This is a genomic window from Nevskia sp., from assembly GCF_021732705.1.
Lineage (GTDB): Bacteria > Pseudomonadota > Gammaproteobacteria > Nevskiales > Nevskiaceae > Nevskia.
In genome coordinates, this window is sequence record NZ_JAKFUM010000010.1 from 465,806 (window position 1) to 480,697 (window position 14,892).

Annotated in this window: 16 protein-coding genes; 8 read left to right on the forward strand and 8 right to left on the reverse strand. The window is 68.0% G+C overall.

Annotated elements, in window-relative coordinates; genetic code table 11:
* Positions 1 to 42: 42 nt before the first annotated feature.
* The gene (locus tag QZ951_RS13515; protein ID WP_293001320.1) at positions 43 to 363 is read right to left on the reverse strand and encodes a hypothetical protein; all 321 of its coding nucleotides are present in this window, start codon (positions 361 to 363) and stop codon (positions 43 to 45) included.
* A 299-nt stretch (positions 364 to 662) separates the two neighbouring features.
* On the opposite strand from QZ951_RS13515, the gene glyQ reads away from it, so the two are divergent.
* From glyQ to gmhB, 4 genes are all read left to right on the forward strand, one after another.
* The gene (gene glyQ, locus QZ951_RS13520; RefSeq protein ID WP_293001322.1) at positions 663 to 1,574 is read left to right on the forward strand and encodes a glycine--tRNA ligase subunit alpha; all 912 of its coding nucleotides are present in this window, start codon (positions 663 to 665) and stop codon (positions 1,572 to 1,574) included.
* Positions 1,575 to 1,632: 58 nt separating this feature from the next.
* On the forward strand, positions 1,633 to 2,280 hold the full coding sequence (locus QZ951_RS13525) for a glutathione S-transferase family protein (RefSeq protein WP_293001324.1): 648 nt from the start codon (positions 1,633 to 1,635) through the stop codon (positions 2,278 to 2,280).
* Positions 2,280 to 4,370: a glycine--tRNA ligase subunit beta gene (gene glyS / locus QZ951_RS13530; RefSeq protein WP_293001326.1), complete on the forward strand. Its 2,091-nt coding sequence runs from the start codon at positions 2,280 to 2,282 to the stop codon at positions 4,368 to 4,370. The genes QZ951_RS13525 and glyS overlap by 1 nt, the downstream gene beginning before the upstream one ends.
* A gap of 153 nt (positions 4,371 to 4,523) precedes the next feature.
* Positions 4,524 to 5,069, forward strand: coding sequence for a D-glycero-beta-D-manno-heptose 1,7-bisphosphate 7-phosphatase (gene gmhB / locus QZ951_RS13535; protein WP_293001328.1), 546 nt, complete (start codon positions 4,524 to 4,526; stop codon positions 5,067 to 5,069).
* A 6-nt stretch (positions 5,070 to 5,075) separates the two neighbouring features.
* Here the strand turns inward: gmhB and QZ951_RS13540 are convergent, their stop codons facing one another.
* The 7 genes from QZ951_RS13540 to QZ951_RS13570 all read right to left on the reverse strand — a co-directional run bounded on the left by QZ951_RS13540 (position 5,076) and on the right by QZ951_RS13570 (position 12,642).
* Complete coding sequence (locus QZ951_RS13540; RefSeq protein ID WP_293001330.1) at positions 5,076 to 6,002, reverse strand: hypothetical protein; 927 nt, start codon at positions 6,000 to 6,002, stop codon at positions 5,076 to 5,078.
* Positions 6,003 to 6,040: 38 nt separating this feature from the next.
* Positions 6,041 to 6,625: a hypothetical protein gene (locus QZ951_RS13545; protein WP_293001332.1), complete on the reverse strand. Its 585-nt coding sequence runs from the start codon at positions 6,623 to 6,625 to the stop codon at positions 6,041 to 6,043.
* Positions 6,622 to 7,656, reverse strand: coding sequence for a vWA domain-containing protein (locus QZ951_RS13550; RefSeq protein ID WP_293001334.1), 1,035 nt, complete (start codon positions 7,654 to 7,656; stop codon positions 6,622 to 6,624). Before QZ951_RS13550 ends, QZ951_RS13545 begins: the two co-directional genes overlap by 4 nt.
* Entirely contained in the window at positions 7,653 to 8,921 is a 1,269-nt protein-coding gene (locus QZ951_RS13555) for a hypothetical protein (RefSeq protein ID WP_293001336.1), read from the reverse strand. The genes QZ951_RS13550 and QZ951_RS13555 overlap by 4 nt, the downstream gene beginning before the upstream one ends.
* Positions 8,918 to 9,805: a hypothetical protein gene (locus QZ951_RS13560; RefSeq protein ID WP_293001338.1), complete on the reverse strand. Its 888-nt coding sequence runs from the start codon at positions 9,803 to 9,805 to the stop codon at positions 8,918 to 8,920. Before QZ951_RS13560 ends, QZ951_RS13555 begins: the two co-directional genes overlap by 4 nt.
* A gap of 1 nt (position 9,806) precedes the next feature.
* Positions 9,807 to 10,826, reverse strand: coding sequence for a MoxR family ATPase (locus QZ951_RS13565; protein WP_293001340.1), 1,020 nt, complete (start codon positions 10,824 to 10,826; stop codon positions 9,807 to 9,809).
* 346 nt (positions 10,827 to 11,172) lie between these two features.
* Entirely contained in the window at positions 11,173 to 12,642 is a 1,470-nt protein-coding gene (locus QZ951_RS13570; protein WP_293001342.1) for a deoxyribodipyrimidine photo-lyase, read from the reverse strand.
* A 116-nt stretch (positions 12,643 to 12,758) separates the two neighbouring features.
* Between QZ951_RS13570 and QZ951_RS13575 the strand changes: the two genes are divergently transcribed.
* Genes QZ951_RS13575 through QZ951_RS13590 form a run of 4 tightly spaced genes read left to right on the forward strand, consistent with a single transcriptional unit; the run spans position 12,759 to position 14,878 of the window.
* The gene (locus tag QZ951_RS13575) at positions 12,759 to 13,709 is read left to right on the forward strand and encodes an ABC transporter ATP-binding protein (RefSeq protein ID WP_293001344.1); all 951 of its coding nucleotides are present in this window, start codon (positions 12,759 to 12,761) and stop codon (positions 13,707 to 13,709) included.
* Positions 13,706 to 13,873 carry a hypothetical protein gene (locus QZ951_RS13580; protein ID WP_293001346.1) on the forward strand — a complete coding sequence of 56 codons (168 nt, stop codon included), beginning with the start codon at positions 13,706 to 13,708 and terminating at the stop codon, positions 13,871 to 13,873. Before QZ951_RS13575 ends, QZ951_RS13580 begins: the two co-directional genes overlap by 4 nt.
* On the forward strand, positions 13,870 to 14,640 hold the full coding sequence (locus QZ951_RS13585) for an ABC transporter permease (protein ID WP_293001349.1): 771 nt from the start codon (positions 13,870 to 13,872) through the stop codon (positions 14,638 to 14,640). The genes QZ951_RS13580 and QZ951_RS13585 overlap by 4 nt, the downstream gene beginning before the upstream one ends.
* Positions 14,641 to 14,659: 19 nt before the next feature.
* Entirely contained in the window at positions 14,660 to 14,878 is a 219-nt protein-coding gene (locus QZ951_RS13590) for a BolA/IbaG family iron-sulfur metabolism protein (RefSeq protein ID WP_366943923.1), read from the forward strand.
* The last annotated feature ends 14 nt before the right edge of the window (positions 14,879 to 14,892 follow it).

Here is a 14,892-nt window from a genome sequence, read left to right on the forward strand (position 1 = left end):
AAAACGGAGCAGGGCGGCGTAGCTTAGTCGATCCTTTTGGTCTTACGAACCCTTGCAGCCTTTCAGAAACGTGGCCTTCTGCTCGCCCTGGAAGCCCTCGCGCTCGGCAATCGAATCGCAGACCTTGCTGCGCTGATCGGCGCTGACTGTCGACTTCGCCGGCGCCGCATTCGGCCCGAGGCAGGTCTTCAGGAACGCTTCCTGACGATCGCCCGGCAGGGCCTTGGCCTGCTCGAAGCACTGTTCCGGGGTTTCGCCGGCGGCTTGCGCCGGCATCGACAGCACCGCTGCGCCCAGCACCGTCAGGACCCGCGCCGATGCCGGAATCGCGGCCTGCAGGCCGGCCATCAACTGCTTGCTCATGTTCAGTTCCTCGCTCGCACGGGCGGCCGATACGCGCCGGTCGCCGTTGTTTTCAATGGATTTCCGGTCGAGACGAGCGCGTAGTTCCGAACGCCGCCCGGCCGCTGCAAAAGTCGCCGGGGAGCCTAGCACGCAGTCGGGGACCGGCAGCGGCATTGGCTATACTCGCGTGCTGTCGCCGATTTGAACGTCCGCGCACCGATTTTTCGTGCCGCAGACGGCAAAAAGCCGGCATTTCGACCCGAAACGACGTCCAACGGCGTTCAACCCCGCTCAAAGTCGCCCACACGACCGCCTCCATGACCTTCCAGGATTTGATCTTCACCTTGCAGACCTTCTGGGCCCGGCAAGGCTGCGTCATCGTCCAGCCGCTGGACATGGAGGTCGGCGCCGGCACGTTCCATCCGGCGACCTTCCTGCGCGCGATCGGCCCGGAGCCGTGGAACGCCGCGTACGTGCAGCCGAGCCGCCGTCCGACCGACGGCCGCTACGGCGAGAACCCGAACCGTCTGCAGCACTACTACCAGTTCCAGGTGCTGATGAAGCCGAGCCCGGCGAACATTCAGGATCTCTACCTGCAATCGCTGCAAGTGCTCGGATTCGACCTGCTGACCAACGATATCCGCTTCGTCGAAGACAACTGGGAAAGCCCGACCCTGGGTGCCTGGGGCCTCGGCTGGGAAGTCTGGCTGAACGGCATGGAAGTCACGCAATTCACGTATTTTCAACAGGTTGGCGGGCTCGAATGCAAGCCGGTCGCCGGCGAGATCACCTACGGTCTCGAACGTCTGGCGATGTACATCCAGAAAGTGGAATCGGTCTATGACCTGGTGTGGTCGAAGCACGTCGATGCCGCGGGCCGCGAGCACGTCGTCACCTATGGCGATGTCTACCACCAGAACGAAGTCGAACAGAGCGCCTACAACTTCGAGCACGCCGATACCGACGCCCTGTTCCGTCGCTTCGATGTCGCCGAAATCGAATGCAAGTCGCTGATCGAAAAGGGCTTGCCGCTGCCGGCGTATGAGCGCGTGCTCGCCGCCAGCCACAGCTTCAACCTGCTCGATGCGCGCTCGGCGATCAGCGTCACCGAACGCCAGGGCTACATTCTGAGAGTACGCACCCTCGCCCGCCTGTGTGCCGAAACCTACTACGCCGCCCGCGAAAAGCTGGGATTTCCGATGGTGACAGCGGTTTCGCGCGCTGCCTGACCCGAAAACCCAATCTGTGGCGGCCGGATGCTGCCGTTCGACCCGAGTAGCCTGAACCATGGCCCTGATCATCGGAATGTTCGATTCGCCGTTCGTGCGCCGCGTGGCGGTGTCCGCGCGCCTGCTGGGGGTCGAGTTCGAGCACCGGAACTGGTCGGTCGGCCGCGATTTCGACCGCATCCGCGAATACAACCCGCTCGGCCGGGTGCCGACCGTCGTGCTCGATGACGGCGAAGTGCTGACCGAATCGGCCGCGATTCTCGATTACCTCGACCAGCAGGCCGGCCCGGAGCGGGCTCTGCTGCCGCCGAGTGGCCCGGCGCGGCGACAGGCGCTGCAGCTGATGGCGCTGGCGACCGGCGCCGCCGAAAAAGGCGTGCTGCAGGTCTACGAGCAGGTGTTCCGGCCGGAAGAGAAGCGCCACCAGCCGTGGCTCGATCGCCTGAACACGCAGATGCGCGAGTCGCTGCGGGCGCTCGATCAGGCCTGTGCGCAGCGCGGCAACGCCGAGGCGTTGGTCGGCAGTCGGTTCGGCCAGGCCGACATCACCGTCGCCATCATCCACACCTTCCTCTGCGATACCCAGGGCCTGACGCCGGAGGAGTACCCGGCGCTGCACGCCCGCACCGCGCGCTGCGAGGCGCGGCCTGAATTCGCCGCCTTCCGCGTTCCGTTTTTCGTCCCCGGTTCCTCGAACAAGTCCTGATGGCCACTCCCGTGTCTCTGCTGATAGAAATGGGCTGCGAAGACCTGCCCGCGCGCTATGTCGTGCCGCTGGCGGACGCCCTGTCCGCCGGCATCGTCAACGGCCTCGGCCGACGCGGCGTGGCGCTCGGTGCCGCGCGCACGCTGGCCACGCCGCGCCGCATCGCCGTGCTGGTCGATGCGGTTGCCGTGCAGCAGCCGGATCAGGCGATCGAACTGGTCGGCCCGGCCATTGCCGCTGCACGGAAGGACGGCCAGCCCACGCCGGCCGCGCTCGGCTTCGCCAAGAAGTGCGGCGTCGACTTCAGCCAGATCGGCGAGAAGAACGGCAAGCTGCATTTCGCCAAACTCGAAAAAGGCAAGCCAACCGCTGCGTTGCTGGCCGAGATCTTCGAGGAAACGCTGAAATCGATGGACGAACTGGTGCCGAAGCGCATGCGCTGGGGCTCCGGTGAAGAAACCTTCGTGCGCCCGGTGCAGTGGCTGACCGCGCTGCTCGGCACCGACGTCGTGCCGCTGCGCCGTTTCGGACTGGAATCCGGCCGCGTCACCTATGGCCACCGCTTCCACGCGCCGGCGGCGATCACGCTGGCCGATCCGTCGGCCTATGTCGAAAGTCTGAAGAACGCCAAGGTCTGGGCCGAGGTTGCGACGAGAAAAGCCGAAATCGAACGCCAGATCAAGGCCGAGGCCGCAAAACTGGGCGGAAACGCCAGAATCGATGCCGGCCTGCTCGATGAAGTCACCGCGCTGGTCGAGTGGCCGGTGGTGATTTCCGGCCGCATCGAGGACCGCTTCCTCGAACTGCCGCCGGAAGTCATCGTGGCGACGGTCGAGACCAACCAGCGCTATTTCACCGTGTTCGACGCGTCCGGCAAGCTGCTGCCGGCATTCATCACGATCGCCAACATCGAGTCGAAGGACGTGGCGCAGGTCATCCAGGGCAACGAGCGCGTGGTCCGCCCGCGACTTTCCGATGCGCTGTTCTTCTGGCAGCAGGATTTGAAGCTGCCGTTTTCGGAGGCCGCGCCGTATCGCGAGAAGTTGGCCTCGGCCACGTTCCAGAAAGACCTCGGAACGGTCGCCGACAAGGTCGACCGGATTCGTCTGCTGGCCGTCAGGATCGCGGATCGACTGGCGGAAGCCGGCGCCATCACGACCGAGCAGGCGGCCGGCGCCGCTGCCGCCGCCGCGGTCTGCAAGTTCGACCTCGTGACGAAGATGGTCTACGAGTTCCCAGAACTGCAAGGGGTTATGGGCGGGTATTACGCCGTCAAGGCAGGTGATCCCGCTGCCGTGGGGGTCGCTATCCGCGAACACTACCTGCCGACTCAGGCGGGCACGGCTATTCCTTCGACGATCGAGGGCCAAATCGTCGCGCTTGCCGACAAGCTCGATACGCTTACTGGCATTTTCGCTATCGGCCAGAAGCCGACCGCCAGCAAGGACCCGTATGCGCTGCGACGTGCCGCGCTCGGGATTCTTCGCATCCTGATCGAGGGCAAGCTGCCGCTCGACGTGCAGCAGCTTCTGCAGCAGGCGTTGCAGCAACAGCCTGCCGGCAAGCGCGACGAATCCACCCTGAAGGACCTGCTGACCTTCGTGCAGGAACGCCATCGCGCGTGGCGCGTCGGCAGCGACATCGACGGCCGTCCGGTGACGGTCGAGATGTTCGAGGCCGTTGCCGCGCTTGGCATCACGCAACCGCTTGATTTTGAAGCCCGCCTGCGCGCCATCCACAGCTTCTGGGCGCTGCCGGAAGCGGCCAGCCTTGCCGCCGCCCACAAGCGCGTGCGCAATGTCCTGAAGCAGGCCGGCGACGGTGCTTCGGACATCGATGCCGCCAAGTTCGAAAACGACGCGGAATCAGCGCTTTACGCCGCGCTGAACGCCGTCAGCGCGGCGCCGGCGGCCGATTACGCCGAGCGTCTGAAACAGCTCGCCACGCTCAAGGCGCCGGTCGATGCCTTCTTCACCGGGGTGATGGTGATGGCCGATGACGCGGCGGTGCGCGCGAACCGGCTGGCGCTGCTGCGGCAGCTCGACCGGGTCTGCCGCGAAGTCGCCGACATCTCGTGCCTGCCGGGCTGAGCACTCGCGGCGTTGGCGATGCGTTGAATCGCATCGCCAGCGAGTGCGAACGCCCGACCGTTCCGGTCGGGCCGGGCGGCTGCCGGTCGGCGGCGCACATCGATTCCGACGGCACTCCGCGCGCGGCGCAGACCCCAACTTGAGCAACGCGACATGAAACTGGTGATTCTCGATCGGGACGGCGTCATCAACGAAGACTCGCCGGACTTCATCAAGTCGGTCGCGGAATGGCAGCCGGTGCCCGGCAGTCTGGAGGCGATCGCGATGCTGTGTCAGGCCGGATACCGCGTGTTCGTGGCGTCGAACCAGTCCGGCATCGGCCGCGGGCTGCTCGATTTCGATGCGCTGTTCGCGATTCACGACCGGATGCAGCGGGCGCTGGCCGAACTCGGCGGCCGGATCGACGGCATCTTCTTCGCCCCGGAACACCCGGACCGCGCCAGCGAGATGCGCAAACCGGCGCCCGGCATGCTGAAGGACCTCGCGAAGCGCCTGAACCAGAGTCTGGACGGCGTTCCGTTCGTCGGCGATTCCGGTTCAGACCTCGAAGCCGCCCGCGCAGCCGGTGCACGCCCTGTTTTGGTGCTTTCCGGCAACGGTGAACGCACCAAAACAAAGCAGAATCTGGCCGATGTCGAAGTCTTCGACAACCTGATGGCGTTTGCACGCACCCATATCGAGCGCGGCGCGGCGGCCTGATCGCGATCAGCGCGCGGCGCTGGCCCGTCGGCGGCGCAGCCCGTCGGGCCGGAAGCGCCAGGCCAGCAGCAGCAGCGCCAGCCCGCCCGGAATCCAGCGCAGATCGGTTTCCACCTTGGCCGGATGGGCCAGCGCGCGGTCGTGGAACGCGGCGTCGAGCGAGGCCGGGCTGACCAGCCGGGTGTAGCCGAAGCCGACGGTCTTCGCGAGCAGCTTCAGGTGATCCTCACGCAGCTCGGACAGGTGCTCGTGGCTGGTGCCGTCGATCGCGCCGCCGTACTGCAGCACCTCGGTGGCGCGCCAGAAGCCGATGCGCTTGCCGTCCGGATCGGTCTTCGGAATCGGCCGCGGCTCCAGCGTGCCGACCCCGACCACCCAGCCGCGCACCTCGCCGAGCTGGCCGTCGTAGCCGCGCACGCGCTGCGGCGGCAGCGGCGGCGCCTCGTGGCCATCGGTCATGAAGACCACCGACGGCGTCGGCTTCAGGTCCCGCACGTTCAGCAGCGTCCAGAACAGACCTTCCTGGATTTCGCTGGAGCGCTCGAACGCCATGCGGCCGTCGATGTTGTCGAGCGCGGCGAGCAGCGCGCTGTAGTTGCGGCAGACCTCGACCGGTGCCAGCAGCATCACGATCTTGCGGCCGGCGAACACGCCCCAGCCGATGCGGGTGTCGCAGCGCGGATTCTTCAACGCCTCGGCGACCGCGTGCTTGGCGAAGGCCAGACGGCTCACGGGCGCGCCATCCAATTGATAATCCTCGACATTCATGCTCTGCGACACGTCGAAGATGACGACGTGATCGTACGCGTCGCGGGTGACCGGCAGCTTCGGCACCGCCAGCGCGAAGGCCAGCAGCACCAGCGCCGGCAGCAGCAGCCAGCCGCCGCCGGACAGCGCGTTGGCCGCATAGGCGCGCCATGCGGTGCCGTTCACGCGGCGCGGCTCACGGGGACGGGCTCATGCGAGCGAGCTCACGGCAGTTCCGGCTTGTCGCCGTTCGGGCGCTCGACCGCCGGCGGCGGCGTGACTTCGACATTGCCGTCGTCGGCTTCCGGTTCCAGCCACAGCGCGCGTTCGAGGTTGTAGCGCGCTTCCCAGTGCTGCGGGTCTTCGTCGAGCACGCGGCGATAGGCCTGCTTGCCGAGTTCGACCAGGGTGCGCGCCTTGGCCACCTGCTCGTCGCCGATCCGCTTGGCCTGCCGCATGTGCAGGTTGCCGAGGTCGTAGCGGGCGATCAGGCGGATATCGGCGCGATCGGACAGGGCCAGCGGCTCGTAGGCACGCAGCGCCCGGTCGTAGTCCTCACCCTGCGCGAGCGCGATGGCGAACGCGAGCGCCGCTTCCGGCGTATCCAGCCGCGGCGCGGCGACCGGCGGCTGATCGGGCGCGGCCCCGCCGTCGGCAGCCGCGACGGCCTGTCGCGCGACCGCGGTGGCTTCGGCGATCACGGCGTTGGCGCGCGCCGCCGTCTGCAGCTTGAGGCCATAGGCGACCGACGCACCGGCGAAGCCGAGCGCGATGACGCCGAACGCGAGATGGACCGGGGAACGTTTCAAGCGGCGAAACTCCTGACAGTCAGCGCGCGATGGCCGAGCAGCACGGTGCAGGCGACGATCGCGAGCCAGTAGAAGACATGGGTGAAATCGCGCCGCGGCACCCGTTCGAGATATTCCAGCGGCAGGTTCTGCTGGCGCTCGATTTCGGCCACGGCCTGATTGACGCCGTCCGGGCTTTCGGCCTCGAACACCTTGTAGGTCGTCGGCAGCGTCTTGAAGAAGCGGTGCATCGCGACATCCTTGATCAGGCCGACCGCTTCCGGCTCTTTCTCCGAATCCAGCCGCGGCCAGTTGACCGAGCGCAGGTAGATCCAGTCCAGCGCGATCCGGTTGCGGGCCATGCCGTCGCGGATGATCGCGCGCGTCGTGTCGTCGATTTCGGCGGCGCCGTCGGACACCAGCAGGATCACGCGGCTGCCGGAATACGCGCGCCCATCGAACTGGCTGATCGCAGCCACCAGCCCGCGGCCGAGATCGGTGCCGGGCAGGCCGTTCGAGATGCCGGCGGCGGCGATGCCGGCCTGGATCACTTCCGGCGACTGCGAAAACGGCGTCACCCGGAACGGTGCCGCGCCGAACATCAGCAGCGAATAGCGATCCGCCGGCCGCCGCTCGACCAGCCGCGACAAGGCTTCCCGCGCGATGTTGCGCTTGCGCAGCGGGCTGTCGCGGCGGCGCTTCGGGTGCTGGCCCTTGGCCACCATCTCGTCATCCATGCTCAAGCTGGAGTCGAACAGCACGACGATTTCCGCGCCGCGGCCGATCCGCGGCACATCCCATTCCGGCCGACCCGGTTCGGCCAGCGCCAGGACGATCGACGCGATCGCCAGCACCGCCGCCGCGCGCCCCACCCGTTCGACCCAGCGGCCGACGCGATCCTGCGGCAGCCATGGCAGCGACGAGAAGGTCAGTTCCTCGGCGCGATGGCGCAACAGCGGCAGCAGGGCCAGCGGCAACAGCAGCAGGGCCCAGGGTTGAGCGAAGTCGAGGGCCAGATCGAGGGCCGGGGCGCTGCCGCCGAACAGGCTCATCGTTCGTGCTGGCGCTCGATGCGGCGCAGTTCCGCCGCCAGTTCGGGAATCGACACGCCGGCCGGTGCCGCCTCGTGGCCGCCGAAGAAACGCTCGGCCGATGCCGCGTAGAAGCGTTCGATCCGGTCACGCGCCGCTTCCAGTTGCGGCGCGGCGCGGAACAGCAACGACAGGCTCGCCGGCTGGATCACGCGGCCGGCGGTGGCATCGAAGGCCTGATGCAGCGCCTTCCATGCCGCTTCCGACTGGCCATCGACGCTGCGCAAGACCTTCGCGGCCCGGGCGAACGGCAGCCGTTCGGAGGCCTGCCACTCGCGCCAGCGCCACCAGCCGAGCCACAGCGCCACGGTCAGCGCGAGACCGGCGAGGCTCGCCATCAGCGCGCGGCGGATCGCGTCGGTGGCGATCGTCGGCGCCGGGCGATCCGGCTGCAGCGGGATCAGCCCGCCCTGGTTGCGGACCAGGCTCGCGGTGATCGCGCCGACGGTGATCGGCCAGTCGGCGACGTCGATGAACACGTCCGGCGTCGTCGTGCGCAGGTGCAGCTTCGGCAGCGTGATGACGTCGACATCCTTCGAGGCATTGACGATCTGGTAATCGAGCACCAGCCAGCGAGTGCCGTCCGGGCGTCGTTCGACGCGGGCGCCGCGCCGCGAAATCCAGCTGCCGAAGCGATCCTTGCGCGGAATCTCGACCAGATCGACCGACTGGCCATCGACGCTGAGCTGGACTTTCTGCACCAGCAGATCGCCGACCAGATAGCCGTACGGCCGCGGGTTTTCGACCGGCGTCTGGATGACTTCGGTGACGACGGCGACCGCATCGCTGCTGGCCACGTGGCCTTCGGCTGTCGGCAGCGCAGTGGCGGCGGCCGACGGCACGGCGACGTCGACGTCGACGTCGACGTCGACGGGCGCGCTCGCGGGCTCGGCGGCAGGTTCGGCGGCGGTTTCCGAGAGGGCTTGCGGTGCGGCTTCCGGCGCCGGCACCGCCGGCTCGGCCGCCGACCGTCGCGCGGGATCGGCCGAGGCGTCGACCTTGACCTGCACCGCTTCGCGCGCGGCCTGCTCCTCGGCCGCCTTGCGCGCCGCTTCGGCCTCGGCCTCGGCGCGCTTGGCCGGGCGCGGATCGAACAGCGCCTGACCCTTGACCGGCGGCTGGTAGTTCTCGTTCGGCGGCCGCTGCGCCGTGGCCGTCAGCGACGCGACGACGGCCGCAAGCGCCGCGAGGCCCGCGGCCGCGCGAAAGCCGGTCGCGGCGCTCATGCGTTGGCCTCGAAGAAGTATTCGGACATCGCGTCGGCATCGAACGTGCCGTGAACCCAGAACGGCCGCAGGCCGCGATTCGAGAAGAACGCCTTGAGCGTGGCGCGGCGGGTTTCGACCGCCTCGCGCCACTCGCTGCGCAGCTTCGGGCGCAGCCAGATCGCGCTGCGTGCGGCGGATTCGGCATCGCGCAGCGACACCAGACCGTTGGTCACCGGCGGCTCGGTTTCCGCCGGATCCCAGATGATCACCGGCACGACATAGGCGCGGGACAGCGCATCGAGCGTCTCGTCGAGCCGGGCCAGCGGCCAGTGGAAGTCCGACGCGAGGAACACCAGGCCCTGCTTGCCGGCCAGCCGCTGCAGCGTGTCGCGCAGGCCGTCGACCGGGTCGCCGCGATGGCGCTCGCCGGCATCGGCCTGCGCCGCCAGCGCCGGATCGGCGAGCTGCGCCGCCATGACATGGCCGACGCCGCGGCTCAACGACGCCGGCACGTACAGGTCTTCGCGTTCGCTGGTGTCGAACGCGACCATGCCGGCAGCATCACCGACTCTGAAGGCGCTGGCGCCGATGGCGCGGGCCAGATCGCTCAGCACTTCGAGCTTGCTGCGCCGGGCGCCGAACACCATCGAGGCCGAGACATCGGCCACCAGCCACACCGGCACGCCGACGCGCTGGCGCATGACGCGCACCAGCCAGTCGCCACGCACGTCGCGCAGGGACGCGCGCACGTCGAGCCGGCGCGGATCCGGCCGGCTGAACAGCGTGGCGTGGGTGATGAACTCCTGACCGTTGCCCTGGCTCGTGCCCGGATGCGAGCCCGGCCGCTGGCCGCCGGCGCGCATCGGCAGGCGATAGAAGAAGTCGGTTGCGGCGGCCACCATGTCAGGGCGCCGGCACGCGCTCGAGCAGCCGGGCGATCAGGGCATCGGCCAGTTCCGCGCGGCGCAGCTCGTACACCGGCGTGAAGAACACGCGATGAACCATGGTCGACGGGAACACCGCCTGGATGTCGTCCGGCGTCAGGTAGTCGCGCCCGGCCAGCCAGGCGACGACACGCGCGGCGCGCACCAGTGCCGACACGCCGCGCGGGCTGGCGCCGGCGAGGATCAGGCGATTCATGTCGACACCGTCGATCTGGATGCCCGCGGCAGCCGGGTTGCGCGTGGCTTCCCACAGCGCCAGCACGTAGCGTTCGAGCGCGTCGGTGGCGCGCACGGAAGACTGGATCGCCGCACCGATCTCGTTCAGACGCTCCCACGGCAGCAGGCCGGCCGGCACGGTGTCGATCAGGCGATCGGAATCATGGAAGCTCGGGTTGAACGCGAGCTGGCGACGGATCTCGGTGTCCGATGGCGTGGCCATGCGCAGTTCGAACATGAAGCGGTCGCGCGCGGCGGACGCCAGCTCGAAGGTTTCCTCGCGCTCGATCTTGTTGCGATCGGCGAACACGGTCATGTGCGGGAACCGGTATTCGCGGTTGAACGCGGACACCGTGCGCTCCGCCATCGCACGCAGCAGCAGCGACTGCACCTGCGGCCGCGCGCGGTTGATCTCGTTGAAGAAGAACGTCACCAGCCGCTCGCCATGGCGCAGCAGCGGGCCGGGATCGATCCGCGGCTTGCCGTGCTCGTCGACATAGGTGTGGTAGATCAGGTCGCCCGGCAACAGGTCGACCGTGCCTTCGACGCGCTCGAAATCGCCGCCGATGGCTCGCGAGAACGCCCGGAGCACCGTGGTCTTGCCGACGCCGACATCGCCTTCGAGCAGCACATGGCCGCGGGCGAACAGCGCGATGTTGATCAGCCGCACCGTGCCGGGCTGGCCGATCACGGCGCGGTTCACTTCGGATTCGATCTTCAGCGCCTGGGAGCGCCAGTCCTGCAGCTGGGAGTCGGTGGTCATCGCAACGGTTCGGGCTCACGTCCTGACCGGGCAGCGCGCGCTGCACGGCGTGTTCGGGTCATCACGCCGGACGGCCGCCGCCGCGCAGCATCGTCGGTCGGGATCGGCTCGGACCGACCCCACCACCGGATGCCGCACGCGCTTGCTCCGCCAGCTCGCCTGTCGGGGTCTTCCGGTCGGACTCGGCCCCGCTGGGGCCCAGTCGACCGTGGCCACGATCTTTCTTGCTGACGCGAACTTAGCGCAGTTCCGCGCTCCGGTGCGACGCGGGGTTCGGTTGTGTCGACAGGCGTCGACTGTGTCCTCGCTGACCCGCTGCCGAGATGCGCGACTTTGACCCGTCCGATCAGCCTTCGCTGGCGCCGTCGCCGCTGCCCTTGATCCGGCCGTACGCGGCCAGCGCGCGGTCGCGCGATTCGCTCAACGACACCACCGGCTTCGGATAGTCCTGCCCCGGCGAGAACTTCGCCGCCAGCCACACCGCCGGCTTCGCTTCCCACGGCGCGTGCAGGCTGGCATCCGGAAGCTTCGCGATTTCCGGCACCCAGCGCCGCAGGTAGACGCCGTCGCCATCGAACTTCGCCGACTGCAGCACCGGGTTGAAGATGCGGAAGTACGGCGCGGCATCGGCGCCGCAGCCGGCGCTCCACTGCCAGCCGAGCGTGTTCGCGGCGAGGCTGGCATCGACCAGCGTGTCCCAGAACCAGGCGGCGCCTTCCTGCCACGGAATCAGCAGGTTCTTGGTCAGGAAGCTGGCGACGATCATGCGCACGCGGTTGTGCATCCAGCCGGTGGTCCACAGCTGACGCATGCCGGCATCGACGATCGGCACGCCGGTGCGGCCGCGCTGCCAGGCGCGCAGGCTGTCGGCGTAGTCGGCCTTCGGCAGCCACGGGAACGCCGCGAACTTCGGATACAGCGGCGTGTCCGGCGTGGTCGGATAGTGGAACAGCAGGTGGTGCGCGAACTCGCGCCAGCCCAGCTCGCGGACGAAATGTTCGACATTGCCGACCAGCCCCGGCGCATGGCGCTCGGCCAGCAGCCGCTGCGTGCGATGCACCAGTTGCACAGGGCCGATCTCGCCGAAATGCAGGTGCGGCGACAGGCTCGACGTCGACGCCTTCGCCGGCAGGTCGCGCTGATCGTGATAGCGCGCGGCGCCGTCGGCGCAGAACGCTTCCGCCTGCGCCCAGGCGCCGGCCTCGCCCGGGGTCCAGTGGCTGTAGAACGCGTCATCCCAACGGATCGACGGCAACAGCTTCAGTGCGTCGATCGCCAGTGATTGAAGCGGCTTGGCCGGCGGCTTCAAGGCTTCCGGCGCCGGCAAAGCTGCACGCGCCGCGCGGGCACCGGCGTTGCGCCAGAACGGCGTGAACACGCGATACGGCTCGCCGCCGCCGGTCTTGACCTCCCACGGCTCGACCAGCAGGGCCGAGTTGTAGCTCTCGGCCACCAGCCCGGCCTTGCGCAGCACGGTCTTGATCCGCTTGTCGCGGGCGATGATCGCCGGCTCGTACAACCGGTTCCAGTAGACGGCGACGGCACCGGATTCGCGCACCAGCGCCTGCAGCTCGGCCAGCGAATCCCCGGCGCGGATCACCAGCGGCGAGCCGAGTGCGGCCAGCGACGCCGACAGCGCGGTCAGCGAGTGGTGCTGCCACCAGCGGCTGGCCGCACCGGGCTGCCACGGCGCTTCCTCGTCCGGCGCATGCACGTAGACCGGAATGACGGTGTCGTGCGCGGCCAGTGCGGCAGCGAGCGCGGGATTGTCGGCCACGCGGAAGTCGCGGCGGTACCACAGCAGGGCGGTGGACATGGGAATGAGCGGGTTCGAATGGGGTGCGCCATCGTAGCCCGGCGCGGCCATCCGCCGGGATCATCCGGTGCCGCGGCGGCGGGCACGGCGGGTGCGCGGCGTATAATCGCGTCCCCATGAACACCCCTCCTCTCGGCGCCGGCCCGCCTGCGCTCGAAATCCGCGATGTCCGCAAGACTTACGGCACCGTCCGTGCCCTGAACGGCCTCAGCTTCCAGATCCAGCAAGGCGAATTCTTCGGTCTGCTCGGCCCGAACGGCGCCGGCAAGTCGACGCTGATCAGCATCATTTCCGGCCTGATCCGCGCCGACGAAGGCCGGGTCGCCGTGCTCGGCCACGATACCGTCAGCGACTGGCGCGCTGCCCGCCGCAAGCTCGGCGTGGTGCCGCAGGAACTGGTGTTCGATCCGTTCTTCAAGGTCGTCGACCTACTGCGCATCCAGGCCGGCTACTACGGCTGCGGCAAGGAAGTCTGGCCGTGGATCGACGAGATGCTGGAGCGCCTCGAACTGGGCAACAAGCGCACGGCGATGATGCGCACGCTGTCCGGCGGCATGAAGCGCCGCGTGCTGATCGCCCAGGCGCTGGTCCACAAGCCGCCGGTCGTGATCCTCGACGAGCCGACCGCCGGCGTCGACGTCGAACTACGCCGCACCTTGTGGCGCTTCATGCGCGACCTGCACGCGAAAGGCACGACCGTGGTGCTGACCACGCACTATCTGGAAGAAGCGCAGGAAATGTGCGACCGCATCGCCATCGTCGACAAGGGCGTGCTGCGCGTGGTTGAAACCACCGAAGGCCTGCTGAACCGCCACCCATTCCGCTTCCTGACCCTGAAGCTGGCCGATGGCGCGACGATGCCGCCGAACCTCGCGGAACTGGTCACCAGCGAGAAGGCCGGCGCAATCGAGCTCAAGCTGGATCGCGAGCGCCACCCGATCGCCAGCGTCTTCGCCGGCCTGAAGGCAGCCGGCATCGAGATCGCCGATGTCTCCACGCGCGAGCCGGACCTCGAGGACATCTTCGTCGAACTGACCGCCAAGCCGGCCGCGGGAGCGCTGTCATGAGCCCGAACCAGCTGGGGTTCTACACGCTGCTGAAGAAAGAGGTGATGCGGTTCTGGGTGAGGCGGGGTTTGTTCGATGGCCTCATGCCATCGAACCCGCCGAACGCCCATCCGCTTGCGGATGGGCCGGCCCGAACAGAACCGCAGGCGGAGGCCAGCCGATGAGTCCCAATCAACTCGGCTTTTACACCCTCCTCAAGAAGGAAGTGATGCGGTTCTGGTCGGTGCTGGCCCAGACCGTCACGGCACCGGTGCTGACCGCGCTGCTGTACCTGCTCGTGTTCGCGCAGGCGCTGCAGGGCCGCGTGGTGTCGGGCTACGACGGCATCACCTACACGCAGTTCCTGCTGCCGGGTCTGGTGATGATGACGGTGCTGCAGAACGCGTTCGCCAACACCTCGTCGTCGCTGGCGCAGTCGAAGGTCAATGGCAACCTCGTGTTCCTGCTGATGGCGCCGATCGGGCCGTTCGAGATGTTCCTCGCCTATGTCGGTGCCGCGCTGGTGCGCGCACTGCTCGTGGCGCTGGCGATGCTTGCGGTGGCCGGGCCGATGGTTGGCCTGCCGCTGGCGAATCCGTTCGCGCTGCTGGCGATGTTCGTGCTGGCCGGCGGTGCGCTCGCGGTGCTCGGCATCATCGCCGGCATCGTCTCGACCAAGTTCGATCACCTGGCCGCGTTCTCGAACTTCATCATCACGCCGCTCTCGTTCCTGTCGGGCGTGTTCTATTCGGTGCATTCGCTGCCGGAACCCTGGTTCACGGCCTCGCACCTGAACCCGTTCTTCTACATGATCGACGGCTTCCGCTACGGCTTCTTCGGCCACGGCGACGTCTCGTACTGGCTCAGCCTCAGCTGGACCGCCGGTTTCTTCGTGCTGGTGTCGGCCATCTGCCTGTGGATGCTGGTCACCGGCTACAAGCTCAGAAAGTAATTCAGGAATCACCCCGATGATGACCAAGGAAAAGATCAAGGCCCTGCTCGATGCCGGCCTGCCCGGCGCCACGATCGAGGTCCGCGGCGACGACGGGCAGCATTTCGAGGCCGATGTCAGCTGGAGCGGCTTCGCTGGTCTGAGCATGGTCAAGCAGCATCAGGCCGTCTACGCCGCGCTCGGCGACAAGATGGGCCGCGAGATTCATGCGCTGGCGCTGAAGACGCGCATCGGCTGAACCGGAACGTGCGC